The 21,839-nt window shown below is 41.6% G+C and carries 21 protein-coding genes; 3 read left to right on the forward strand and 18 right to left on the reverse strand.

The annotated features are described in order from the left end of the window. Nucleotides 1–125: 125 nt before the first annotated feature. The 10 genes from ACI2IW_RS02560 to ACI2IW_RS02605 form a co-directional block, all read right to left on the reverse strand. A complete protein-coding gene (locus tag ACI2IW_RS02560) occupies nucleotides 126–920 on the reverse strand; it encodes a YfgM family protein (RefSeq protein WP_404692531.1) in 795 nt (264 codons plus the stop codon). 69 nt (nucleotides 921–989) lie between these two features. After that, the gene (gene hisS, locus ACI2IW_RS02565; protein WP_404692532.1) at nucleotides 990–2,279 is read right to left on the reverse strand and encodes a histidine--tRNA ligase; all 1,290 of its coding nucleotides are present in this window, start codon (nucleotides 2,277–2,279) and stop codon (nucleotides 990–992) included. Between the two features lie 123 nt (nucleotides 2,280–2,402). Then, entirely contained in the window at nucleotides 2,403–3,518 is a 1,116-nt protein-coding gene (ispG, locus tag ACI2IW_RS02570; protein WP_057759039.1) for a flavodoxin-dependent (E)-4-hydroxy-3-methylbut-2-enyl-diphosphate synthase, read from the reverse strand. 116 nt (nucleotides 3,519–3,634) lie between these two features. After that, on the reverse strand, nucleotides 3,635–4,447 hold the full coding sequence (locus ACI2IW_RS02575; protein ID WP_404692597.1) for a helix-turn-helix domain-containing protein: 813 nt from the start codon (nucleotides 4,445–4,447) through the stop codon (nucleotides 3,635–3,637). Further along, nucleotides 4,444–5,379, reverse strand: coding sequence for a type IV pilus biogenesis/stability protein PilW (pilW, locus tag ACI2IW_RS02580; protein ID WP_404692533.1), 936 nt, complete (start codon nucleotides 5,377–5,379; stop codon nucleotides 4,444–4,446). Before pilW ends, ACI2IW_RS02575 begins: the two co-directional genes overlap by 4 nt. Nucleotides 5,380–5,589: 210 nt before the next feature. After that, on the reverse strand, nucleotides 5,590–6,819 hold the full coding sequence (rlmN, locus tag ACI2IW_RS02585; RefSeq protein ID WP_057759033.1) for a 23S rRNA (adenine(2503)-C(2))-methyltransferase RlmN: 1,230 nt from the start codon (nucleotides 6,817–6,819) through the stop codon (nucleotides 5,590–5,592). 513 nt (nucleotides 6,820–7,332) lie between these two features. Beyond that, nucleotides 7,333–7,764 (reverse strand): nucleoside-diphosphate kinase, encoded by a 432-nt coding sequence (ndk, locus tag ACI2IW_RS02590; protein WP_057759031.1) that lies wholly within the window; start codon nucleotides 7,762–7,764, stop codon nucleotides 7,333–7,335. A gap of 422 nt (nucleotides 7,765–8,186) precedes the next feature. Beyond that, nucleotides 8,187–8,603 (reverse strand): lysozyme inhibitor LprI family protein, encoded by a 417-nt coding sequence (locus ACI2IW_RS02595; RefSeq protein WP_101206216.1) that lies wholly within the window; start codon nucleotides 8,601–8,603, stop codon nucleotides 8,187–8,189. Nucleotides 8,604–8,860: 257 nt separating this feature from the next. Further along, the gene (locus ACI2IW_RS02600) at nucleotides 8,861–10,150 is read right to left on the reverse strand and encodes an adenylosuccinate synthase (protein WP_057759029.1); all 1,290 of its coding nucleotides are present in this window, start codon (nucleotides 10,148–10,150) and stop codon (nucleotides 8,861–8,863) included. A gap of 207 nt (nucleotides 10,151–10,357) precedes the next feature. Continuing rightward, nucleotides 10,358–11,653 (reverse strand): ATP phosphoribosyltransferase regulatory subunit, encoded by a 1,296-nt coding sequence (locus ACI2IW_RS02605; RefSeq protein WP_404692534.1) that lies wholly within the window; start codon nucleotides 11,651–11,653, stop codon nucleotides 10,358–10,360. Nucleotides 11,654–11,926: 273 nt separating this feature from the next. On the opposite strand from ACI2IW_RS02605, the gene ACI2IW_RS02610 reads away from it, so the two are divergent. The 3 genes from ACI2IW_RS02610 to corA all read left to right on the forward strand — a co-directional run bounded on the left by ACI2IW_RS02610 (nucleotide 11,927) and on the right by corA (nucleotide 13,831). Then, nucleotides 11,927–12,193, forward strand: coding sequence for a hypothetical protein (locus ACI2IW_RS02610; protein WP_404692535.1), 267 nt, complete (start codon nucleotides 11,927–11,929; stop codon nucleotides 12,191–12,193). Beyond that, entirely contained in the window at nucleotides 12,142–12,531 is a 390-nt protein-coding gene (locus tag ACI2IW_RS02615; RefSeq protein ID WP_057759025.1) for a DUF2237 family protein, read from the forward strand. Before ACI2IW_RS02610 ends, ACI2IW_RS02615 begins: the two co-directional genes overlap by 52 nt. Nucleotides 12,532–12,676: 145 nt before the next feature. Further along, on the forward strand, nucleotides 12,677–13,831 hold the full coding sequence (gene corA, locus ACI2IW_RS02620) for a magnesium/cobalt transporter CorA (protein ID WP_404692598.1): 1,155 nt from the start codon (nucleotides 12,677–12,679) through the stop codon (nucleotides 13,829–13,831). Between the two features lie 64 nt (nucleotides 13,832–13,895). Here corA and ACI2IW_RS02625 read toward each other — a convergent pair whose 3' ends face one another. The 8 genes from ACI2IW_RS02625 to ACI2IW_RS02660 all read right to left on the reverse strand — a co-directional run bounded on the left by ACI2IW_RS02625 (nucleotide 13,896) and on the right by ACI2IW_RS02660 (nucleotide 21,838). Beyond that, nucleotides 13,896–14,414: a phosphate-starvation-inducible protein PsiE gene (locus ACI2IW_RS02625; protein WP_404692536.1), complete on the reverse strand. Its 519-nt coding sequence runs from the start codon at nucleotides 14,412–14,414 to the stop codon at nucleotides 13,896–13,898. Between the two features lie 99 nt (nucleotides 14,415–14,513). Beyond that, a complete protein-coding gene (gene folD / locus ACI2IW_RS02630) occupies nucleotides 14,514–15,392 on the reverse strand; it encodes a bifunctional methylenetetrahydrofolate dehydrogenase/methenyltetrahydrofolate cyclohydrolase FolD (RefSeq protein WP_404692537.1) in 879 nt (292 codons plus the stop codon). Nucleotides 15,393–15,670: 278 nt separating this feature from the next. After that, a complete protein-coding gene (locus ACI2IW_RS02635; protein ID WP_404692538.1) occupies nucleotides 15,671–16,870 on the reverse strand; it encodes a DegT/DnrJ/EryC1/StrS family aminotransferase in 1,200 nt (399 codons plus the stop codon). Nucleotides 16,871–17,015: 145 nt separating this feature from the next. After that, entirely contained in the window at nucleotides 17,016–17,627 is a 612-nt protein-coding gene (locus ACI2IW_RS02640) for a sugar transferase (protein ID WP_404692539.1), read from the reverse strand. Next, on the reverse strand, nucleotides 17,628–18,755 hold the full coding sequence (locus ACI2IW_RS02645) for a glycosyltransferase family 4 protein (RefSeq protein ID WP_404692540.1): 1,128 nt from the start codon (nucleotides 18,753–18,755) through the stop codon (nucleotides 17,628–17,630). It lies immediately after the preceding gene. Next, entirely contained in the window at nucleotides 18,756–19,646 is an 891-nt protein-coding gene (locus tag ACI2IW_RS02650) for a glycosyltransferase family 2 protein (protein ID WP_404692541.1), read from the reverse strand. Continuing rightward, complete coding sequence (locus tag ACI2IW_RS02655; protein ID WP_404692542.1) at nucleotides 19,646–20,686, reverse strand: EpsG family protein; 1,041 nt, start codon at nucleotides 20,684–20,686, stop codon at nucleotides 19,646–19,648. Before ACI2IW_RS02655 ends, ACI2IW_RS02650 begins: the two co-directional genes overlap by 1 nt. A 39-nt stretch (nucleotides 20,687–20,725) precedes the next feature. Then, nucleotides 20,726–21,838, reverse strand: coding sequence for a glycosyltransferase (locus ACI2IW_RS02660; RefSeq protein WP_404692543.1), 1,113 nt, complete (start codon nucleotides 21,836–21,838; stop codon nucleotides 20,726–20,728). Between the last annotated feature and the right edge of the window lies 1 nt (nucleotide 21,839).

Genomic DNA, 21,839 nt, shown 5'->3' on the forward strand with positions numbered 1-21,839 from the left:
AATTATTATTAATTGGTAAATTGGCCAACGGCAAACTAGTAATCATTAGGTTATATTAAAAAAGAGCTTTGGATGATTACCAACTCTCAATACTATACTACTGACTTAATATCTAGCCTACTGACTTACTGGCCTGCTTCGGCAGCGACTTCATTCGAGGTATCCATCACTAACGATGGCTCAGGAGCAGATGGCTCTTGAATAAGACTGGTTTGCTCAGCAATCGGCTCAGCCGTGATACCTAAGCTTTCCATCTTTAATGCCAATACTGCACGCGTTTCTTGGCGCCTACGTAATAGCTCCCACGCATTGCTATAAGATTTAATCGCTGAATCTTTATTGTCTTGCGCTAAGTAAATATCCCCTAGTAGCTCCTGCTGGCTTGCTTCAAACGAGCTTGGCATGTCATTGTTTGCTTCTGACAGTGCAGCATCTGTATCACCTGCGGCCAATAATGTTTTTGCATAGCGTAAACGAGTAATCGCTTCTAGACCAGCATCACCCAAGTCGATGGCCAATGCTTTTTTGAATGTCTCAGTCGCTGCTGCAAAGTCATCATTGTCTACTTGTTGACGTGCCTTTATCATTAGCGCTTGCCATGCATAAACCGACTCACCATGTGTGCTGACCAAGGTATCAATATCTTTGTCTAGTTGGCTACGACTTTGGGTCAGCGCTTCTTGAGCCTCTGCTTCTAAATCTGGGTTTTGCGAGGCCAGTTTGACCTCTTCGTTTAGCTGCTGAATATCAGCATATTGATCGGCGGCGACGGTATCTACTCGCGCATGGTTGTTTTGCCAGTATGTCCAACCAAAGTAGGCTGCCAGTGCTAACAAAATCGCAGTGACGATATAACTACCATATTGCTTTAACGCTTGCATGGAGTTATCTGCATTTGGCGAATTAGGTGTCAGAGCCATATATATTTACCTGATAAAATTTACATTAAATTGCTGGTGCGACAAACAAAGCTGATTAGTCAAAGTCAATTAGCCACGAGAAAAGTTATCTTCATTTGATAGCCAGTCTTGGGCGACCGTCTTTTGCTCACCTGTCTGCATGTCTTTAATACTAATCGTATTATCATCCAGCTCTTGCTGTGCGATGATGACTGTCAATGCCGCGCCTGACTTGTCTGCCTTCTTCATTTGCGCTTTTAGACTCGTGGCACTGGCCATCTTTACTCGTACATCTGGACGACTGTGACGTAAGTTCTGTGCATAGCTTATACCAGCACTATATACCTCAGGATGAGCCACAACGAATACATCACAAGCAGGTATGTCAGCAATCGGCGCTACCGCTTCTATGAGTAGTAATAAACGCTCAAGCCCCATTGCAAAACCAACACCAGGCTCAGATTTTACTGGTTTACTACCATCTGTACCGATTGATTTCAATTGCCCTACTAGCCCGTCATAACGACCACCTGCACAAACGGTAGCTTGGCTTCCAAGCTTATCCGTTACCCACTCAAATACCGTTTTATTGTAATAATCAAGGCCACGTACTAAATGCGGATTGATTTCAAAATCGATATTAAGCGCAGTCAGATAGGCTTTGACCTGCTCAAAATGAGCCACACTCTCTTCACCCAAGAAGTCAGCAAGCTTTGGCGCATCTACCAATACTGCTTGCGTACTCGCCTCTTTACTATCCAAGATACGTAAAGGGTTAGTCGTTAGACGGCGTTTGCTGTCTTCGTCTAGCTGGTCTTTTTTATCAGTCAAATAAGTAACCAGTGCCTCGCGATAAGCATAGCGCTCATCCAGCTCACCCAAACTGTTTAGTTGCAAACGCATCTCATTGTTAAGACCTAGCTCTTGCCACATCAAATGAGTCATCGCAATCAGCTCAGCATCAGCATCCGGTAGTGCGCTACCGAAGCTCTCGACACCTAACTGATGAAACTGACGATAGCGGCCTTTTTGCGGGCGCTCGTAGCGGAACATTGGACCGATATACCAAAGCTTGGGCGTATCACCACGTAGCAAGTTGTGCTCGATAACTGCACGTACTGCTCCAGCTGTGCCTTCAGGACGCAACGCTAATGGCGTTGGTGGCTCAGATTTATCAGTAAAGCTGTACATCTCTTTTTCGACGATGTCAGTCGCGCCGCCAATAGCACGGGCAAACAGATCCGTTTGTTCAACGATTGGCAAGCGAATATGCTCGTAACCGTACCTACCAAGTACATCAGCCAATATCGCTTCTAAATGCAACCACTTTGCTGATTGGTCAGGCAAAATATCATTAAAACCTTTGATAGCTTTGATCATGGTAAGGTCGTATCCTTAAATGTTTAACAGGTATTCTATTATTGTTTTCTATGTACTTAAATAAGCGTTGTATCTAATTGATGCTATGACGATATAGCTTAACGTATCAATCTAATGTATGGCTTATTTTACGCGAATGATTTCATTCTCACGTTTTTTCGCCAAATCTTCTGCATGGGCGCGAACCATACCTTCTATTTCATCGACCAGATTGCCTGTATCGATAAGGTGGCTTTTCTCACCCATACGATAGACCAGTGATCTAGGGGCAGCACCAACGATACCGATATCGGCCTCTTTTGCCTCTCCTGGACCGTTTACCTTACAGCCGATCACAGATAGGTTCATCGGTTCACGAATATCTTCTAAGCGAGACTCTAACGCTGTCATCACTTTAATCACATCAAACTCTTGACGCGAGCAGCTTGGACAGGCGATAAAGTTTACACCGTTCGAGCGAATATTAAGCGATTTTAAGATATCAAAACCAATCTTAATCTCTTCTTCAGGCTCAGCTGCTAACGAGATACGAATGGTATCGCCAATACCGTCTAGCAATAATCCACCTAGCGCAATAGCAGATTTGACAGCACCAGTACGGTAGACACCCGCTTCCGTCACGCCCAAATGTAAGGGGTTATCAATTTGCGCTGATATTAAACGATAAGCATCCAATGTCAAAAACACATTGCTGGCTTTGACAGATACTTTGTACTGGTCAAAATTAAGACGCTCTAAAATATCAATATGGCGCATTGCTGACTCTAGCATTGCCTCGCCAGTTGGCTCAGTATACTTGCGCTGTATGTCTTTTTCTAAAGAGCCAGCGTTGACGCCAATACGTATCGGAATATTGTGATATTTGGCGCAAGCGACCACTTCACGTACCTTAGCATCGCTACCAATGTTACCAGGATTGATACGTAAGCAGTCAGCGCCTGCTTCAGCAACTGCCAAAGCGATTTTATGATCAAAATGCACATCAGCGATCAAAGGCACGCTTACCAGTTTGCGAATTTCACCAAAGGCTTTGACCGTATCCATCGTTGGCGTTGATACGCGCATCAAATCAGCACCTGCTTCGACACAACGCTCGATTTGAGCGACCGTCGCTGCTACATCACAGGTGTCAGTGTTGGTCATGCTCTGTACGCTAATTGGTGCATCACCACCAACCGCGACATCACCGACATAGATTTTTTTGGTCAGACGACGATTAATAGGCGATGGCATTGACATACATAAATCCTTAAATCAAAAATAGAAAAGCCCTAGGACTTTGCACATATAATATACATTAGCTAAATCAATATACGCATGAGTGCTTTATTCACATGTGGCACTTATACGACTGACTACGGTGCTAATTCAAAAGTGGCTTGCTTATCCGTTGCATAAGTATCTAACGCAACGGCTTGTTGATTGAGCATCAAGCTAACATTGTCGATATTATCAATTTGCACGTTAAACGGTGGCATACCTGACAATTCATAGTTACCCGCAGACTGAGAACCGCTTATTAAACTGTTTCCAGAAGCATCTGTTATGCTAACCACAGCGTCACTTGTCAATACAAGGTTGAGGTTAGCAGTCGTTGCAGCATCACCTAGATTCAATGCAGAGCCAGAGGCACCAACGCCACTCACATCACTGTTGATGGCAGCGCCTTGAGCTTGCTCTATCGCTGACATGTCTTCAACAGCTGATACAGGCTCTTGGGTGTTCTCTTTGCTAGCGTTACTCACCATACGGAATAGGAACACCGCCAAGATAATCAATCCGATAACGCCTATGATCAATAGCGGGTTAAAGCGGATGCGGTTGTGAGTATCACGCTGCAAAGTCCCCATTGGGCGCAGTGGCGTATCGATATTGCTGGCTGATTTGGCCTTTAGCTCATTGGGATAAGCGGCATCGAAGCTACTAGCGATTTTTGCTGAATCTAAGCCCAGATATTTGGCATAGTTAATCGCAAAACCACGAGCAAACGCAGCCTGTGGTAGCTCAGCGAAGTTTTCGCTTTCTAGCGCTTCTAGATGACGCTTTAGAATAAACAGCTCAGCCGCGGCTGCGTCTAAAGTTACTTGCTTGTTTTTACGGGCTTGCTGCAACACGGCACCAAATGATCCCTGAGCGTTAGATTGAGTGTTAGATGATGGGGTGATCATTTCCATGGTGCCTCTGGATTGTTAAGCCAAGTCTTAAGTTGTTTTGCTTCATCACTTAGCGGATAAGCGGATAAAAGCTGCTGTGCCAATTGCTGGCGCGTTGTTATATTATTTTGTGCTGCTGCAAGCTTGATACCTTGTAAGAGCAAGCGCGGGCTAATACCCTGCCCCTGCACCAATATCAGCGTCTCATTATACAGTCTCTGTGCCTGCGGTACACGCTGTTGGTCGAGCAGCAAATCTACCAGTTCAATATGAGCAATAATACTATTACGATTGCCATCGAGTGCTCGTAAAAATGCTTTTGAAGCGGCACTATTATCGCCTAACTGTAGATAAGTACGACCTAGGTTTTCTAGCGCGCCAATACGGCCTTCATAGCCTAGCGTCGCCCCTGCAATCTCAAACTGTTCTGCTGCTTCACGGTAGCGCTTTGTCTGTGACAAATACACGCCATAATTATTGTGTGCTTGTACAAAGTCTTTATCTAGCGCGATTGCTTTTTTGAAGTATTCATCAGCTTTGGCTAGATTGATACGGCTGCCTTCTTGCTGCAACAAAACGCCCATCATATCATAGGCTGGCGCATAACGGCTATCGGCAGCAAAGGCTTTTTCAAGCTGCTGCTGCGCGGTATCTAGCTCATTTTTTCGGATGTATTGCGCGGCAAGTGAGGTACGTACACGGGCGATTTCCTGCTGATCTAAATTTCGATCGTTGCTAGCGCGCGTAGATGTTTGATAAGGAGAATTGCCTAGCAAATCATTAGTCGGGGTGGTCTGACAGCCACTTAATACAAGAACGCCAAACACTGCTGACAGCACTGCACGCTTTGGCAAGGCGGTTTGGGCAGCACTGATACTCGACTGCTTATAAAATTTAGAAAATGATTTTTGATATTTGAACTGACAAGAATTTTTAGAAGTCATCATAGCCGCCATCATAAAACTGGGATTCAATGCGTTCGATCTTCGAGACCTCAGTTTAATAGATTTAACCCCTATAAGTACAATTTAGTTGTTATTAATTGCCACGTTCTGCAATCTTGACAGTCATTGCTACATTTTCTTACCATTGCGACAGACAAAAGACAGCTAAAACGCTATATCAGTCAGATATCGCGCTTATCCTCTAAAGAACTACTAAACGCTTTCACGATCTTTAATGCTCTGCTGCCACGCGGCTGAGCGTCTGGTACGATCGGCAACTTGTCCAACCAACTGACCACAAGCAGCATCGATATCATCACCACGTGTTTGACGAATCGTACAAACAAAACCCGCTTCACTCAATATATTACTAAACGCATGAATACGGTTGTTGCTTGATTTGTCATACGGTGCATGCGGGAATGGGTTGAACGGAATCAGGTTGATCTTACTTGGTAACCCTTCTAATAGCGCAACCAACTGATGGGCATGCTCATTGCTATCATTGACCCCATCAAGCATCACATACTCAATCGTGACGTGCTTCTTGTGACGTGGATTGACATCATAAACATAGTTTTTTGCCGCTGCAATCAGCTCTTCTAACGGATATTTCTTGTTAATTGGTACCAACTCGTTACGCAGCTCATCATTTGGCGCATGCAGTGAAATAGCCAATGCCACGTCGATGTCTTGCGCTAACTGATACATTTTCGGGACGACACCAGAAGTCGATAACGTGACGCGACGCTTTGATAATCCATAAGCATGGTCGCTTAGCATCAACTCCATTGAGCCTACTACAGGCTTGTAGTTCAATAGCGGCTCACCCATGCCCATCATCACCACGTTGGTGACGTTATTTTCCCATAGGCTATGATCAACGTTTTCTAAACTTTCATTTTCATCTGTCATATATGACGCATTAGCGACCCATAACTGACCGATAATTTCAGCCGCACTTAAGTCACGCTCAAACCCTTGCTTGCCCGTACTACAGAAGCTACAGTCTAGTGCACAGCCTACTTGCGAAGACACGCATAATGTCTTACGGCCATTTAACTTGCTATCATCTGCAGGGATAAGCACCGTCTCAACCAATGAGCCACCAGTGACTTCAAATACCCACTTACGCGTACCATCATCACTATATTGACGATGAATCACTTTGGGCGGTACTACACAAGCATTAAGCGATAACTTATCTCGTAATGACTTACTCAAATTGGTCATTTGCTCAAAATCTGTCACACCATGCTGATAAATCCATTTAATCACTTGAGTTGAGCGGAATGGTTTTTCGCCAATACTCTTGAAGTAATCAGCCAGTTGCGCTTGCGTCATACCCAATAGATTGGTTTTAGCATGTGCCTCATCTACTAGCTTGATGCTATCAGTAATCTTAGCAGGTACGTGCTGAGTAGGTGCTTGAACAGTTGACATAATAGGTAACCTTTTTGCAGAAGCTTAGATAAGCGGTGCAATTATTTATATGGGCTTTGCCATACATACATGGGTGCATGAGCAATCCGCTATGAGCGCAGTTTTTCGAATTAATGAAAACATGCTGATAAGGGATTGATAACGCTAAGTAAAATCAATAATGAGGCAAGTCATTAAGAATTTCAATGAATAATATAATTATAGAACTCTAAAGCGGATACAAGGCAGCCGACTGCATATTGTACAAGTAGTACATCTAAGGAGGGTAACGCCCTAGCAGTTTAGTAATTATTGGACTATAGGATTATTATAATAGCTAAAACGGCCTATACCCATAAGATATAAGCCGTCTCGCAAACCAATTATAAACAATAAATGCTGTAAATAATTCGTCTATAGTCAATCAAGTATAAAACTCATACAGGTAAGATCAGTCTAAATCGTAGCTGTCTTATTATAGCAGTTACCTCAAACAAATCGAATGCCGTAAAAGCTTATAGCTGGTTTACTATATTAGCGTGTACGTGCACAAACTTCATCATCGCTGAAGAAGTAGCTGATTTCACGTGCTGCTGATTCAGCTGAATCTGAACCATGTACTGCGTTTTCGTCGATGCTGCTAGCGAAGTCTGCACGGATAGTGCCTTCAGCAGCTTCTTTTGGGTTAGTTGCACCCATGATTTCACGATGTTGAGCGATAGCGTTTTCGCCTTCTAATACTGATACCAATACTGGACCTGACATCATGAAAGATTTTAGGTCATTGTAAAATGGACGCTCAGCGTGCTCAGCATAAAAACCGCCTGCTTTTTCATCATCAAGTTGTAGCATTTTAGCTGCAACGATTTTTAGACCAGCTTGTTCAAAACGGCTATAGATAGCGCCGATGTGGTTGCCAGCAACTGCGTCAGGTTTGATGATAGATAAAGTACGTTCGTTAGCCATGAGAAGCTCCTAATAAATGATAAATTCAATAAAATATGAAAAATTAATGCGTTGTTTTAGCTTTAGCCACAATGTTGACTTGGACTGTTTTACACAACTCATGGTATATCAGTGTATAACCATAAGCGCCAACATCGGATTGCTGCCTATTATAATGATTAAGGCCATAAATGATAGGGTTAATTTATGACCATACCTTGCATAAAAGTAAATTTATAACAGTATCTTACTTACATCCAAGTTAAGTACTCATCAACAACAGATGCATGAGCTATCGACTTACTTACCTTATCGCTACTCATATTTATCACTTATAGCTACCAGACTGATTTTATAGAGTATTTATATCATTATTAATGATTAGAAAACCCTCAACACACCTTGCTAAGAGTTTTGCTAATACATACTACCAATCAAAACATTTAATCATCTAAGCGACTGTCTCGACAACTACCTGCATTGCATTCACGCACACGTTCATTCAAAAAATTAACTCGATTAGCTGTCTTATTGGTGGCACAGCTCATATTGACAAAGAAACCATCACCATCGTTATAACTACATTGGTCGTTGCGCTCGCGCATCCACGCTAATTGTCCGCGTTTAAGCGTGGCTTTTTGCTGTTTGTTTAGGAGTTTACTCAATTTACTGTAAGAGTTGTTAAGCTCTTTATCTGCTTCTAAGTATACTTTCGTCAGGCAATATAGCCCATCAAAGTCATTGTTTGGTTTGTCACAGTTTTCTGCACCCCAAGCAAACATAGGCAACATGAAAGCTGCGGATGTAACTATTGCTATAGAGGTATTGCGAATCGTGGATTTAAGCGTATTCGTTGTCATAGCAAATTCCTTTTTGTATGTTGATAAAACCAAATCCGTCTATAATATCTTACACTTAATTAAGCCAAAATAATGTCAGTATATCCATTATTTATGATATTTTTAGATGATATTATAGCTAGTAGCCCTACTCTTACACTGTTGAAATTCAAGGTAATCAATCAATTTCTTGAAGTAGCACACACAAAAAACCCCAACGCTTAGCATTGGGGTTTTTATTAATACTAAAAACTATTTAATTAAGTTAATAGTAAAAATTAAGCATCGTACGGATCGCGCAATACGATCGTTTCTTCGCGATCAGGGCCAGTTGAGATAATATCAACTGGGCAACCGATCAATGCTTCGATACGTTTGATGTACTTTTTAGCGTTTTCTGGAAGCTCATCATAGTTAGTGATACCAACGGTAGACTCACTCCAGCCTTGCATGGTTTCGTACTTAGGCGTAACTGACTCATAGAATTCAGCATCATGCGCGCCTGCACACTCAGTCTCAGGTAGGTTGTAACCTACACCGATTAGCAACTCTTCAAGACCATCTAGTACGTCAAGCTTGGTCAAGCAAATACCTGACATAGAGTTAAGTACTACTGCACGGCGTAATGCTTCAGCATCGAACCAACCACAGCGACGGGCACGGCCAGTCGTTGCACCAAATTCATGACCGACTTTGGCTAAATGAGCACCAACATCATCGAACAATTCAGTTGGGAACGGACCACTACCAACGCGCGTAGTGTACGCTTTGGTGATACCAAGTACATAGTCTAAATACAATGGACCGATACCTGTCCCCGTTGATACGCCACCAGCGGTTACACTTGAGCTGGTTACAAACGGATAAGTACCATGGTCGATATCAAGTAGCGTGCCTTGAGCACCTTCAAACATTAGGTTTTTGCCAGCCAGACGTAATTGATTTAGGTCTTCAGTTACATCAGTAACCATACCTTTAATCTCTTCTTTCCACTCTTTACAAAGCTTAAGCGTCTCATCAAAATCAATCGCTTCAACTTTATAGTATTCAGTCAGTTGGAAGTTGTGGTATTCGATTAGGTTACGTAGTTTTTCTTCTAGATCTTCACGGAACAAATCAGCAAGTTTAATCGCACGGCGAGCGACTTTGTCTTCGTAGGCAGGACCGATACCGCGACCTGTTGTACCGATTTTACCGCTGCCACGCTTGGCTTCACGAGCTTGGTCAAGTGCCACATGATAAGGCATGATAAGTGGGCAATTAGGAGAGATACGTAGACGCTCACGTACTGGTACGTTGTTGTCTTCTAGCTCTTTCATTTCCTTTAGCAATGCGTCAGGGGCTAATACGACGCCGTTACCGATAAAGCAAGTGACGCCTTCACGCAAGATACCTGATGGAATCAAATGCAAGACAGTGGTTTTGCCATCGACAACCAACGTGTGACCAGCATTATGACCGCCTTGGAAGCGGGCTACTGCTGAGGCTTTTTCGGTAAGTAAATCAACGATTTTACCCTTACCTTCATCGCCCCATTGGCTACCCAAAACTACAACATTCTTACCCATGATCAATCCTTACCTTTATGTATTGAGGTGTGTGCAATAAAAGCTGAAAATTAAAATGACTTTCTTAGCTATATCTTTTTATCTCAGTGATTTATGAAATAGAAACACTGAGATATCTAACAAATAATTTTACGTTCTCATAATGTGTACTGAATAATTTTGACTACGTGCGCCGCGTACGCCATTCAATAGTCTACTATTAGACAATTAAACAGTTTGTAGCTGCCACTGATTGTCAGCAAAACTCAAACGATGAGTAACGTCATTTGGGCTGTCCTGTGCGTCTAGTGGCATGGTGACGCGATAGCCTTGCTGACGTAGACTCTCAACTTGTTGTAAGAGTGTCTGCATCTCATCTTCGTTGGCATTGTTTATAGCAGCAAAATCAACTAGTACTGTGGTTGGTGCATCAAGCTGCGTATGCGCCAACAAGCGACTGACATCCATACTAAAGCCTGTGGCAGCGCGTAGTGTTTGCGTCTGGCTTTGCATACCGTCGAAACGTCCGCCGCGTACTAGGGGCTGTGTCTCACTATTAATATAACCGTTGAACACGATACCTGTATGATAGTGGTAGCCTGACAACTCTGTCACATCGATACTGACTGGACACTGCCAGTGATTTTCTAAATAAGATTTGAGGCGTTGTAACTCATCGACAGCGGCCGCGATTTGATCGTCCTGTTGAGCTGCGTCTGACAATTTAGATAATAAGTTTGCAATGTCATGACCAAAGCGTGCCAACACATAAAAATCATCGCCCATTGGCAAAGCGCGACAAACACGCTTGAGCTCTGGTAGGTTTTTATTGGCATATAAGTACATCAATTGCTCAGTATCACTGTCTGACAATTCAGCCAATTCAGCCAAACGTTTGAATATCGCTACGTGACCTAAATCGATATGGAGCGCTGCACTCATATTGAGTTTATTCACCATCGTAAATAGTACATCTATCAGCTCAATATCTGCTGCTAGTGACGCACAGCCAAATATCTCAGCACCTAACTGTAGCGGCGTACGAGAGCCAAACAGACCTGATGGCAAGGTATGAATCACATCACCAACGTAACAATAACGCGCAATACCCGTACCGCCATGATGCGCATCTATACGCAAAATCTGCGGGGTAATATCAGCGCGTACGCCCATTAGACGCCCAGTCAACTGATCGATAATTTTAAAGGTTTGACGTTTCAGATCTTCTGACGCATCACTTAGCAAGGACTCAGTAAACTCGATCATCGGTGGACAAACCAGCTGATAACCATGAGTAATAAGCTGCTCGATTAACTGATGTCTAAGCACTTCTTGCTTGTGCGCATCTTCAAACAGTACATCAACCACCCCATCAGGCAATAGCCAACTATTGGCAACATCACTGCCAAAGTTACTCAAATATGGCATGCGATTGGGTGCAGCACTGTTTTCGGCAGGCTGAGACACTGTTTCGTTGGTAGAATTTGGCTGGGCAGGTTTTGCAGAATCAGAACTAACAGACACAATAAATCCTTGTTTGGCGTATCACTTACCAAAAACGCGGTACTGATGCGGTACTTAAAGGGTGATTTGCCGGGTATTGACGCTGTGAGTATTTATTTTTAACGCGCAACATCATTGACCCAATTATTTATAAACAAACCAGGTAACCGCAAAAGGGTGAATAATAAGTATAATTTAGAATGATAAGACGAGTATCTTTATGCGCTAAAAAATTGCGACAAATAATCAAGGCACTTTATGCTTTAGTTTAGCATAGCACTCAAGGTTCGCCTAGTGACAATTAGCCACAATCACTATCTAATTACAGTTCAATTGCCGCTTATTAGCTTAGCAGATGTAACAGTCATCGTTGATGTATTTGGCTCAATGTTGGGCGAATGGCCGAGAGGTTTATTTTTTGTTAACCATAAGACAATGAGCGCGATTACGGCAGCGTCATCAACACAGACTCATGATACACTAACACATATTTTTATCTCGGAAGCCTTATGTCATCTGATTACCACCCAAACCCTGCCATCAACCAAACCAATGTCTTAGGCACTGCACTTGCCAGCTGTTGCTTCGACCCTATCACTGGCTATTATCGCAATGGCTTTTGTCATACGGGAAACCATGATGTTGGTCAACATACCGTCTGCGCCAAGATGACCAGCGAGTTTTTAAACTTCTCTGCCAGTCGCGGTAATGACCTGATTACCCCATTACCTGAATACAACTTTCCTGGTCTCAAACCTGGTGACTACTGGTGCATCTGCGCGCTACGTTGGGTTGAAGCATTGGACTTTGATATTGCACCGCAAATAAAGCTAGAAGCTTGTCACGAGAGTCTCTTGGCATTGGTAGATATCGATACGCTAAAAAGTTATGCCCTATAGATAGTATTGGCATACGATAAAACCGTAGCAGCGTTCACAGTATATTTGGATTATTGAAGTTTTTTATTATATGACAGGAAAGTATATGGAAAATGATAATAATCAATTGATAAAAAAAACGGCGCATATTGCGCCTGATTCCAATATGAATCATATCTACGCCAATATGAATGACAAGCATCTCTATTTGGACGATGATGATAGCTATATTTATGGTGATGTGGACGCCACTACTGAAGACACTATCGAGACCATGACGGTCTACGATCCTGACTCTGAACGCTATGAAGATATTGATTCATCAAGTGCAGGCGAAGTGGTCAATTGCTACGCTTACTCACGTAAAACAGGTGAGAATCTTAATAGAGTGGCGCTCAATGATGTGAGTCGTACGCTAGGGAACAACGGTCAATTTATTTGGCTTGGGCTATATGATCCAAGCTTAGAAACCATGGTCAAAGTAAAAGAAGCCTTTGACCTGCATGAGCTAGCGATTGAAGATGCTTTTGCTGATCATCAACGCGCCAAGGTCGAAAACTACGATAATGATATGGTCTTTGTGGTGCTACGTACAGCCAAGCTCGAAGACAATGTCATTCGTTATGGTACTACTGCGATATTTATGGGTAAAAACTACCTCATTACAATTCGCAATGGTCCGTCAAACTCTTATGCGCCAGTACGTGAGCATTGCCATCGTCGCCCTGAGAAGTTACGCATGGGCCCTATCTTTGTACTGCATGCTATCCTCGATTTTATCGTTGATAACTATATGCCGATTACCGATCGATTGGGCCGTTACTTGCGCGAGCAAGAACGCTATGTATTTACCTCTGAGTTTGATAAAGGCACGCTAAAAAATCTTTACGAGCTTAAATCGCAACTGGTACATATGCGCGCCATCATCTTACCTGTGCAAGACATCTGTAGCTTTTTTATCAATCATAAAAAAAGCGAGATAGTCTCAGGGTTTTCTCAAGCAGCCAAGCCATATTTTCGCGATGTGAACGATCATCTCCTGCACTCATTGGATGCCATTAATGGTCTTAATGAGATGCTAAGCGTGGTCATGAACACTTATATGGCCATGGTCAATATGGGACAGAACGAAGTCGTACGTAAGCTTGCGGCGTGGGCGGGTATCCTTGCCGTACCAACCGCTATCGCTGGTATCTATGGTATGAACTTTGACTTTATGCCCGAGCTCCATTGGAAGTATGCGTACTTCATTATTATGATAATCATCATCGCTCTTTGTAGCTTCTTGTATTACAACTTTAAGCGACTCAAATGGCTGTGATAACTCATTCATACACAAAAAAGGGCTACCACTGGTAGCCCTTTTTTATGCTGATCGTCAATCATTATTCGCGGCGGTGCTTGGTATGGCTGTCTGGTGCTTGCGCATTATCAGGCAGCATAGCCTTGACCGTTAAATTTGCATACTGTTTATCAAGATTGTCTTCTGGGCGACCAAATGTTTTTGCTGTCCAAGTTAATACTACGATAGAGCCACTTAATAGCATGATGGCCACAGAAATTGTCGCTAGCAACCATAGATGAAAATAATCTGACACTGCCTGCACATCAACCACTAAATGTCGTGATAAAGCCGTTATGGCAATAAATATCAAAAACTGTACGGGCAAACGATGGGTTTTAAAGTAAATCCCTATCATAGCCAGCAGCTCAAGATAAATGAATAGCATCAAAATATCTTTTAAATCCGCTGAGCCTTTTTGGACAATATAAATAAACTCTTTACCTGCCGTCCAGACCACCACCACGCTGATTAAAAATAAGATAACGTAATGACAGACATCGACAAACTCTCTACCAATACCTTGTAGTCGCTCATGAATACCTACGTCTTTTTTAGCCATTTTTAGGTCCTATCAACTAAGATGTGGTTGATTTGGCCTGGGGCTACTTTGCCTCAAGCCCGTTATTTATTGGCGATCAGCACTCACATGACTATCTTTTTAGTTAATACCCAAACCTGCTGATTTTTCAGCCGCATCGACTGTCTGGCGAATAAGCGTGTTGATGGTCATTGGGCCAACGCCACCTGGCACTGGTGTATACGCGCTAGCAATGTTTTCCATGCCTTGCATTTCGATATCGCCAACACCGCCGTTATCCGTTGGATGGAAACCAGCATCAACGACTACTGCACCTTTTTTGATCCAAGCGGCTTTGATCAGCTCAGGCACACCCACAGCACCAACTACAATATCGGCACGCTTAATATGAGATTCTAAGTCTTGCGTTCTTGAATGACAGATAGTCACCGTACAGTTCGCATTCAATAGCATCATTGCCATTGGTTTACCCAAAATAGCACTACGCCCTACGACCACTGCTTCTTTACCCGAAAGCTCGATATCATAGTGCTCTAGTAGATGCATAATGCCTTGCGGTGTGCACGATCCATAAGCTGGCTGCTGCATCGCCATACGACCAAAACCAAGACAAGTCACGCCATCGACGTCTTTTGCTAAGTCAATCTGCTCAAAACAAGCACGCTCATCAATATGCTCAGGAACCGGATGCTGTAGCAAAATACCATGTACATCTGGATTGCTATTTAACTCATCTATTTTTGCCATGAGCTGCTCAGTGGTCGTGGCACTCGGCATCTCAACGCGTATAGAGTCCATGCCAACACGCTTACAGGCGTTGCCTTTCATACGAACATAAGTGGCAGAGGCTGGATCGTCACCAACCAATATCGTCGCTAAGCTTGGGGTGCGGCCAGTCTTTTCCTTAATCGTATCTACGCGCGTGCGCAGATCCTGTTCTATTTGTTTGGCAAGTGCTTTGCCGTCCAAAACGGTGGCGGATTCTTGGGCAGTAGACATAGTAACTCCAATAGAGGGTACGATATAAAAAAATAAAGACAGCGCGCGCAAATACTTTGCATGCCTGTCCTTTGCTTCGTCAATCTTTGACTAAGAGTAATATTGTACCTGTGTACGCTACAAAATCCTAGCGTAAGATAAAGCCTGCTCACTGATAAATTTTTATAATAAGTCAATTAAACAGTATTGCTTATATATAGGCAAATGTATCTTATGCTTTCAGTAAAAATAGCGTCAACTTCAAAGTAAATTTTTAAAAATAACCATTCATTGCCGTTTTATTCGACCATCGAACCAAACACATTATCGATCGCCTGTATTGTCAGTTCAATTTCAGCCGCCGTAAGCGTAGGATGCACTAGAAACATGAGACTACTCTCTCCAAGCTGCTTTGCTATTGGCAATCTAACACTTGGACGCAACCCTGTATTATCAAAAGCCTTCTCCAAATAGACTTCTGACGCAGATCCAGAGAAGCAAGGCACACCTTGATTGTTAATTGCTTCAATAATACGGTCACGTGTCCAACCAGTAGGTAGATTATCAGACTGCATATAGACATATAATTTATAGTAAGCATGGTTCGTATTGGAGAACTGCGCTAAATGCTCTAGTCTCGGCACACAAAGGTAGCCTTTGGACTCCCACTTGCTACAGGCCTCTAGTATGGCTTCCGCATTAGTAGTCCGTTTGGCTGTCCACTCACTCATTTTATTCAGTTGAATACGTCCTAGAACGCCTTGCATCTCAGTCATACGCCAATTGGTGCCAAAGCTCTCATGGAGCCAGTTGTAGCCAGGTGATTGCTCCGTTTCATAGACTGCAGCATAGCTCTTACCATGATCCTTATACGCCCACATTTTTCGCCATAGCAGTTCGCTATCAGTGGTGACCATACCACCCTCACCTCCTGTGGTCATAATCTTATCTTGGCAAAAACTCCATGCCCCAACATGACCAATACTACCCACGCTTCGCCCTTTATATCGTGCGCCATGAGCTTGTGCGCAATCTTCAATGACATATAGGTCATGCTCATCTACCAGTGCCATAATGCTGTCCATGTCGCATGGCCAGCCAGCTAAATGGACGCACACGATACCTTTGGTTTTATCACTCAGTACAGCGGTGATGGTTTCGACAGTGATATTACCAGTTGCTTCATCAACATCTGCAAAAATAGGCGTCGCACCTGCATTAACGATTGATGAGATACTAGCAATAAAGGTACGCGGTGTGACGATGACCTCATCACCTGCACCTATATCGAGTGCTTGTAACGCGACATCCAATGCTAAGGTGCCATTACCCAACGCTATTGCATATTTACTACCTGTCCAGTCAGCAAACTCTCGCTCAAACTGACGACATTCTTCGCCTGTCCAATAATTGACTTTGTTAGATAGTAGCACTCGACTGACAGCATCAGCCTCATGTTGCGTAAATTTTGGCCAAGGTGAAAAAGGGGTATTTAGCATATGTTCCTCTATGGTACTTATGTCTAATGTTGTGTCACGCTCTACGATAAACTGCTCACTATGTTATTAACCTTTTTATCTATCATGATTTGCTTCATGCCTAAATTTTTCAATTAGCTGTATTGCTATCAGCACAGAGTATTTTTTAAAGCATTTCTTCATTAATACTATTGCCCATGAATTTACTCATAGTTGCTTCACCCTCAGCACTGATACCATCTTTGATAATGACTTTTTTCACTGTTTTAAGTAAAATTTTGATATCCAACCACAGCGACTGATTGTCCACATACCATGTATCCAGTGCAAATCTTTCATCCCATCCAATAGCATTGCGACCATTAACTTGAGCATAACCTGTAATACCTGGGCGGACATTGTGTCGGCGCGCTTGTTCATCATTATATAAGGGCAGATACTCCATCAATAATGGTCGCGGGCCCACTAGACTCATATCGCCTTTTATGACATTCCAAAGTTCAGGCAACTCATCAAGGCTGGTGTTACGCAACGCTTTACCAAACGATGTCAGTCGCGCGCAATCTTCCAAAGGTTTGCCATCTGCGTCTATATCATCTTTCATGGAACGAAACTTTATCATCTCAAATGGCTTGCCATACAGACCTGGACGAATCTGACGAAACAGAACAGGCGCGCCAAGATTTTTACTCACCTTGTAGGCAGTTGCAGCATAGATAGGAGACAACACTACTAACGCTGTCGTTGCACCTATAATGTCAAATAGTCGTTTTATCATTTATAAACCCAACATATTTATTAGTCGTTTATTGACTTGATCTGCATCAAATTTCTCTTGTGCTAGCTTGTAGCTTTCATCACCCATCTCTTTAATTCGTTCAGGATGTTCTATAAAGTAAATCATTTTCTCTGCCAAAGCTTTCGGGTTCCATTTTTCTACTAAAAACCCATTTACTCCATCAACAACCGTCTCACGGCAACCAGGTACATCAGTAGTGATAATAGGTCTTCCAATTGCCATCGCTTCTTGAGTGCTGCGCGGCACACCTTCTCTGTAATAAGATGGGAGAACAAATACGCTAGATTTTGTTATCCAGTCTGAAACATTATTAACATGACCTGGATACTCTATAATACTCGCCTTTATAACTTGTCTTAGTTCTACTTCTGTCAACGCACCTAAAGCTACTTTATCTATTGCTCCTAACACAACAAACCTTGCCTGTGGATATGTTTTTTTTACAATTTTAGCAGCGGCTATATAATCATGAATACCCTTTTCTGCTAATAATCTTGCTATGAAAATAAATACTGGGTTTTTAGGGTAGTTGTTTGAATAACTATAGTCATCAAGGTTTAAACCAATCCCCCCTAAAATCTCTACTTTTCTAACTTTTATTGAGTATTCTTCCAATAGGTCATTTGGATCATCTGGGTTAAGAAAGATGAGAGTATCTAACTTTGGTAAAGAAATTCTATACAACGCTATTTGTATTTGCTTTATTAATTGCGTTCTTTTTATCAAGCCTTTGGGCTGCTTAGTAAAGGTATACCCTAATCCCTCAAGCATACCTATTACCTTAGGTACTTTAGCCCATCTAGCTGCCAAAGTACCAAATATTACTGGTTTAGAAAAATAAGAAAATACTAAATCCGGTGCTATAGCTTTAATTTTATTTGTTAAGAGATATGTTGATATTACATCTACCAAAGGGTTTAAACCACCTCGCTTTTGCTCATAAGTGACTGGTATGGCACCTAACAACTTAATTTTTTCTAGTTCCGAATTTGTATATTCTGACGTGAACGCATAAACAATATGATTTTTCTGAATCAGTACCTTTATCAGGTCAGCACGGAAACCCAAAAAACTAGAAGCTACCGTACCAATAATAATAATAATCATCTAGAATAATCCTATTCTTTTTATTTCTGTATAACTTTCATCATAATCACTAATATCTTGGTCTCTACAATCATCACACCTACTTTTGAGTAAAACACTCATGAGATTAAAAAAACCTAAATATTTCACCACTAGTTTTTTTAACCTAAATCTCCTAATTATTTTATTTTTTCTACTAACAGACACTATACCTTTATAATTACTATTAATGATTTCCATTTGCATATCATAACCTTGAATCATTTTTTTTACAGTTACATTCTCAACAACTCTGTACCAATATAAAGGTTGTTCAACAACTAAATAATTTAAGTCATTATTTTTTGCAGCTTGTAACCATAAATCGAAATCTTCTGCCAAAATTCTACTTTCATCATAATTATTTCTTATATACCAACTTTTACGTGCTAATAGCGAAGCATGTAACAGATTAGTCACTCCCTCTAGAATCATTTTTGCATTCATTTGGTAATTATCACCTAATCGCACACCTGTCAGCTCATTATTTTTACCAATGGTAAAACAACCTGTAGTAACGAAATCAACTTCCTTATTACTTTCTAATACTTGTATTTGCTTCTCAAGACGATGGTTACTCATCAAGTCATCAGCATCCATACGTGCAATATAATCATATTTGGCTTCACGAACAATTTGATTTAATCTATAGGGTAATTTTTTATTTAAACCATCAGATATCACCCTGATCCTAGTATCTCTACTCTCAAAATCTCTAGCAATTTCCAATGACTTATCGGAAGAACCATCATCAATTAAAATCAATTCCCAATATTGATACGTTTGAGCTAAAACTGAACATATAGCATCTTCTAGATAGTTTTCTGTATTATAAAATGGAATGCCAATTGAGATATAAGCGCGACTTTTCATCAGAACACCTCAAACATAGGATTGATAATATAAGGACTCAGATTGCTGAACTTTGATGTCGTCAATATGAAATACACCAGGAAGATAAACACACTGATGATATAGACATAAATGTTATTTATCTTTTTCAACACCACAGGCAGTAATAAAATCAAAGTCCATGTGAAATACGAAATGATTCTTTGCGGGCCTGAAGCGCTAGTACCTAACAGCGCTAGCGGTATGACAAAAACTACGCCTGACGCATAAAACATCAATAGCTGTTGAAAGGTCTTATCTTTAATTTTATATACATAGCTTGCAACAATTATGAGAAGCATAAGCACTGTGTAAAACCCAAGTGTCAAAAACCCGCCTGACTCTTCAGATACTTTTGCATAGTCTTCATATCGATCATTAGTAGATGAAATATAAGATACGAGTAACCTACTAACGAATAAAGACCCGAAAAACGTCGCAAGTATTTTATAAGCTGGCTTCACTCTCAAATTTACAATCAAATAAAATGGAATGATAAATAAAGCCGTGATATGAAAAAACGATGCAATGGCACATATTAATAGATAAGGAAAAAGCCGTTTCTCTAGCAGATAAGGAATGGCTAAAGTAAACAAAGCCATTGCGATTCCTTGACGCAATCCATTGAATGAAAAGGTATAGACGCCTAGCGTAATAAACAGAAATACAGAGAGCCAATAGTTCACACTATATCTTTTAATGACTTTTAAGTAACAATAGACGATAACCAAACTGGTGATAATCAGTAGCCAAAAATAGTTATTTGTCACATGCAGTAATGAATACTCAAATAGCTGGTAGCCGTACTCAACGTCTTCATTAAATCTAAAGGACTCAGGACTCAATTTATTATTAAAATTTCTGGTATAGCTTGCAGTATCCGTACCGACCCAATAACTGCGACCGCCTGCGAACAGCGCTAAAGCAATTAAAGGCAGCCAAAAAGACGTACGATTGAGAGATTTTTTCTCCAGTACTATCCAGAAAACAACAAGGCTAAGGACCAACAGATAAGGAAGCATCTAACCCTCTATAAAGTAGCTGAATATTAAGTAAAAGCCTTATCGCATATTCAAATACATTTGCGTTAACTTCTGCGAATTGGTCGCGGCGCTAAAGCCATGTAAATTTAGCGCATTCATTATTTCTGCTTCATTGGATATTGGAGGCTGAAAACTCAGCAAACTATCCACCCAAACATTGGCTGACTGTATAGGTAAAAAACATACAAGTCCAAGTCCTAAATCTACTTCAGGTGATACTTGATCAGAAACCAATGCCATAAGTCCGACTGTCTGGCTTTCTACTAAGACCACTGGGAAACCTTCATGTAGGGATGGCATAATCATACAGTCAGCACTGGCCATTAACTCAGTAATATCAGTACGCATACCCAAAAACTTAATATTACCCCCTAAGGTTTGCTCTTTCACTTGTCGTCTTAATTTATCTTCCAATGGACCTTGTCCAACGATATATAAGGTAAAGTCGATCTGACGTTTTTTCAGCTGCTCAGCGATTTCTAAAGAAAACTGATGGTTTTTAACCTCATTGAGACGACCAACTTGGATGATTTTTAACCCTTCATCTCCAAGTCTTTTAGCACCAAACTCCTGATTGATATAATGCCGTGATTGGTTAGCGACTGATATCATCTTCTGTATATCAACAGCATTGGGCAGTAGCCACACATCTTTTGTAGTACCAAATAGGTAGTTTGCAGCATGATCACCGCAGCTGATTCTCTTAGTAGCCAATGTACGATTGGTAATTAATGCCCATTGTTCATATATTTTTTTAATAATATTGGTTTTACCATTACTGGTGCTATGAGAGTGAGAAATGCGATGCGGCACGCCAGCACCTTTAGCAGCCAACAGATGAAAGGCATTGTTTAATAGCATATGAGCATGAACGATTTGATAATCAGGCTGCTGTTTAAGGAATTTTTTAAGTTTGAGCATGCGCGTTAATGAATGACCAGCTAAAATCGGTATAACCCTACCGCCCAACGCTATTATCTCAGCATCATAGTCGCCGATCTCGTCGGTAAAAGTGACAAAATCAAACTGAATCTGGCTATGATCTATATGACGGTATAAATTCATAAGCATGGTCTCTGCCCCAGCACGATCCATTTTTCCCACTATGTGCAGCACTCTCCGGATAGTCATA

It is taken from the genome of Psychrobacter sp. NPDC078501, from assembly GCF_044900935.1.
Classification (GTDB): Bacteria; Pseudomonadota; Gammaproteobacteria; order Pseudomonadales; family Moraxellaceae; genus Psychrobacter.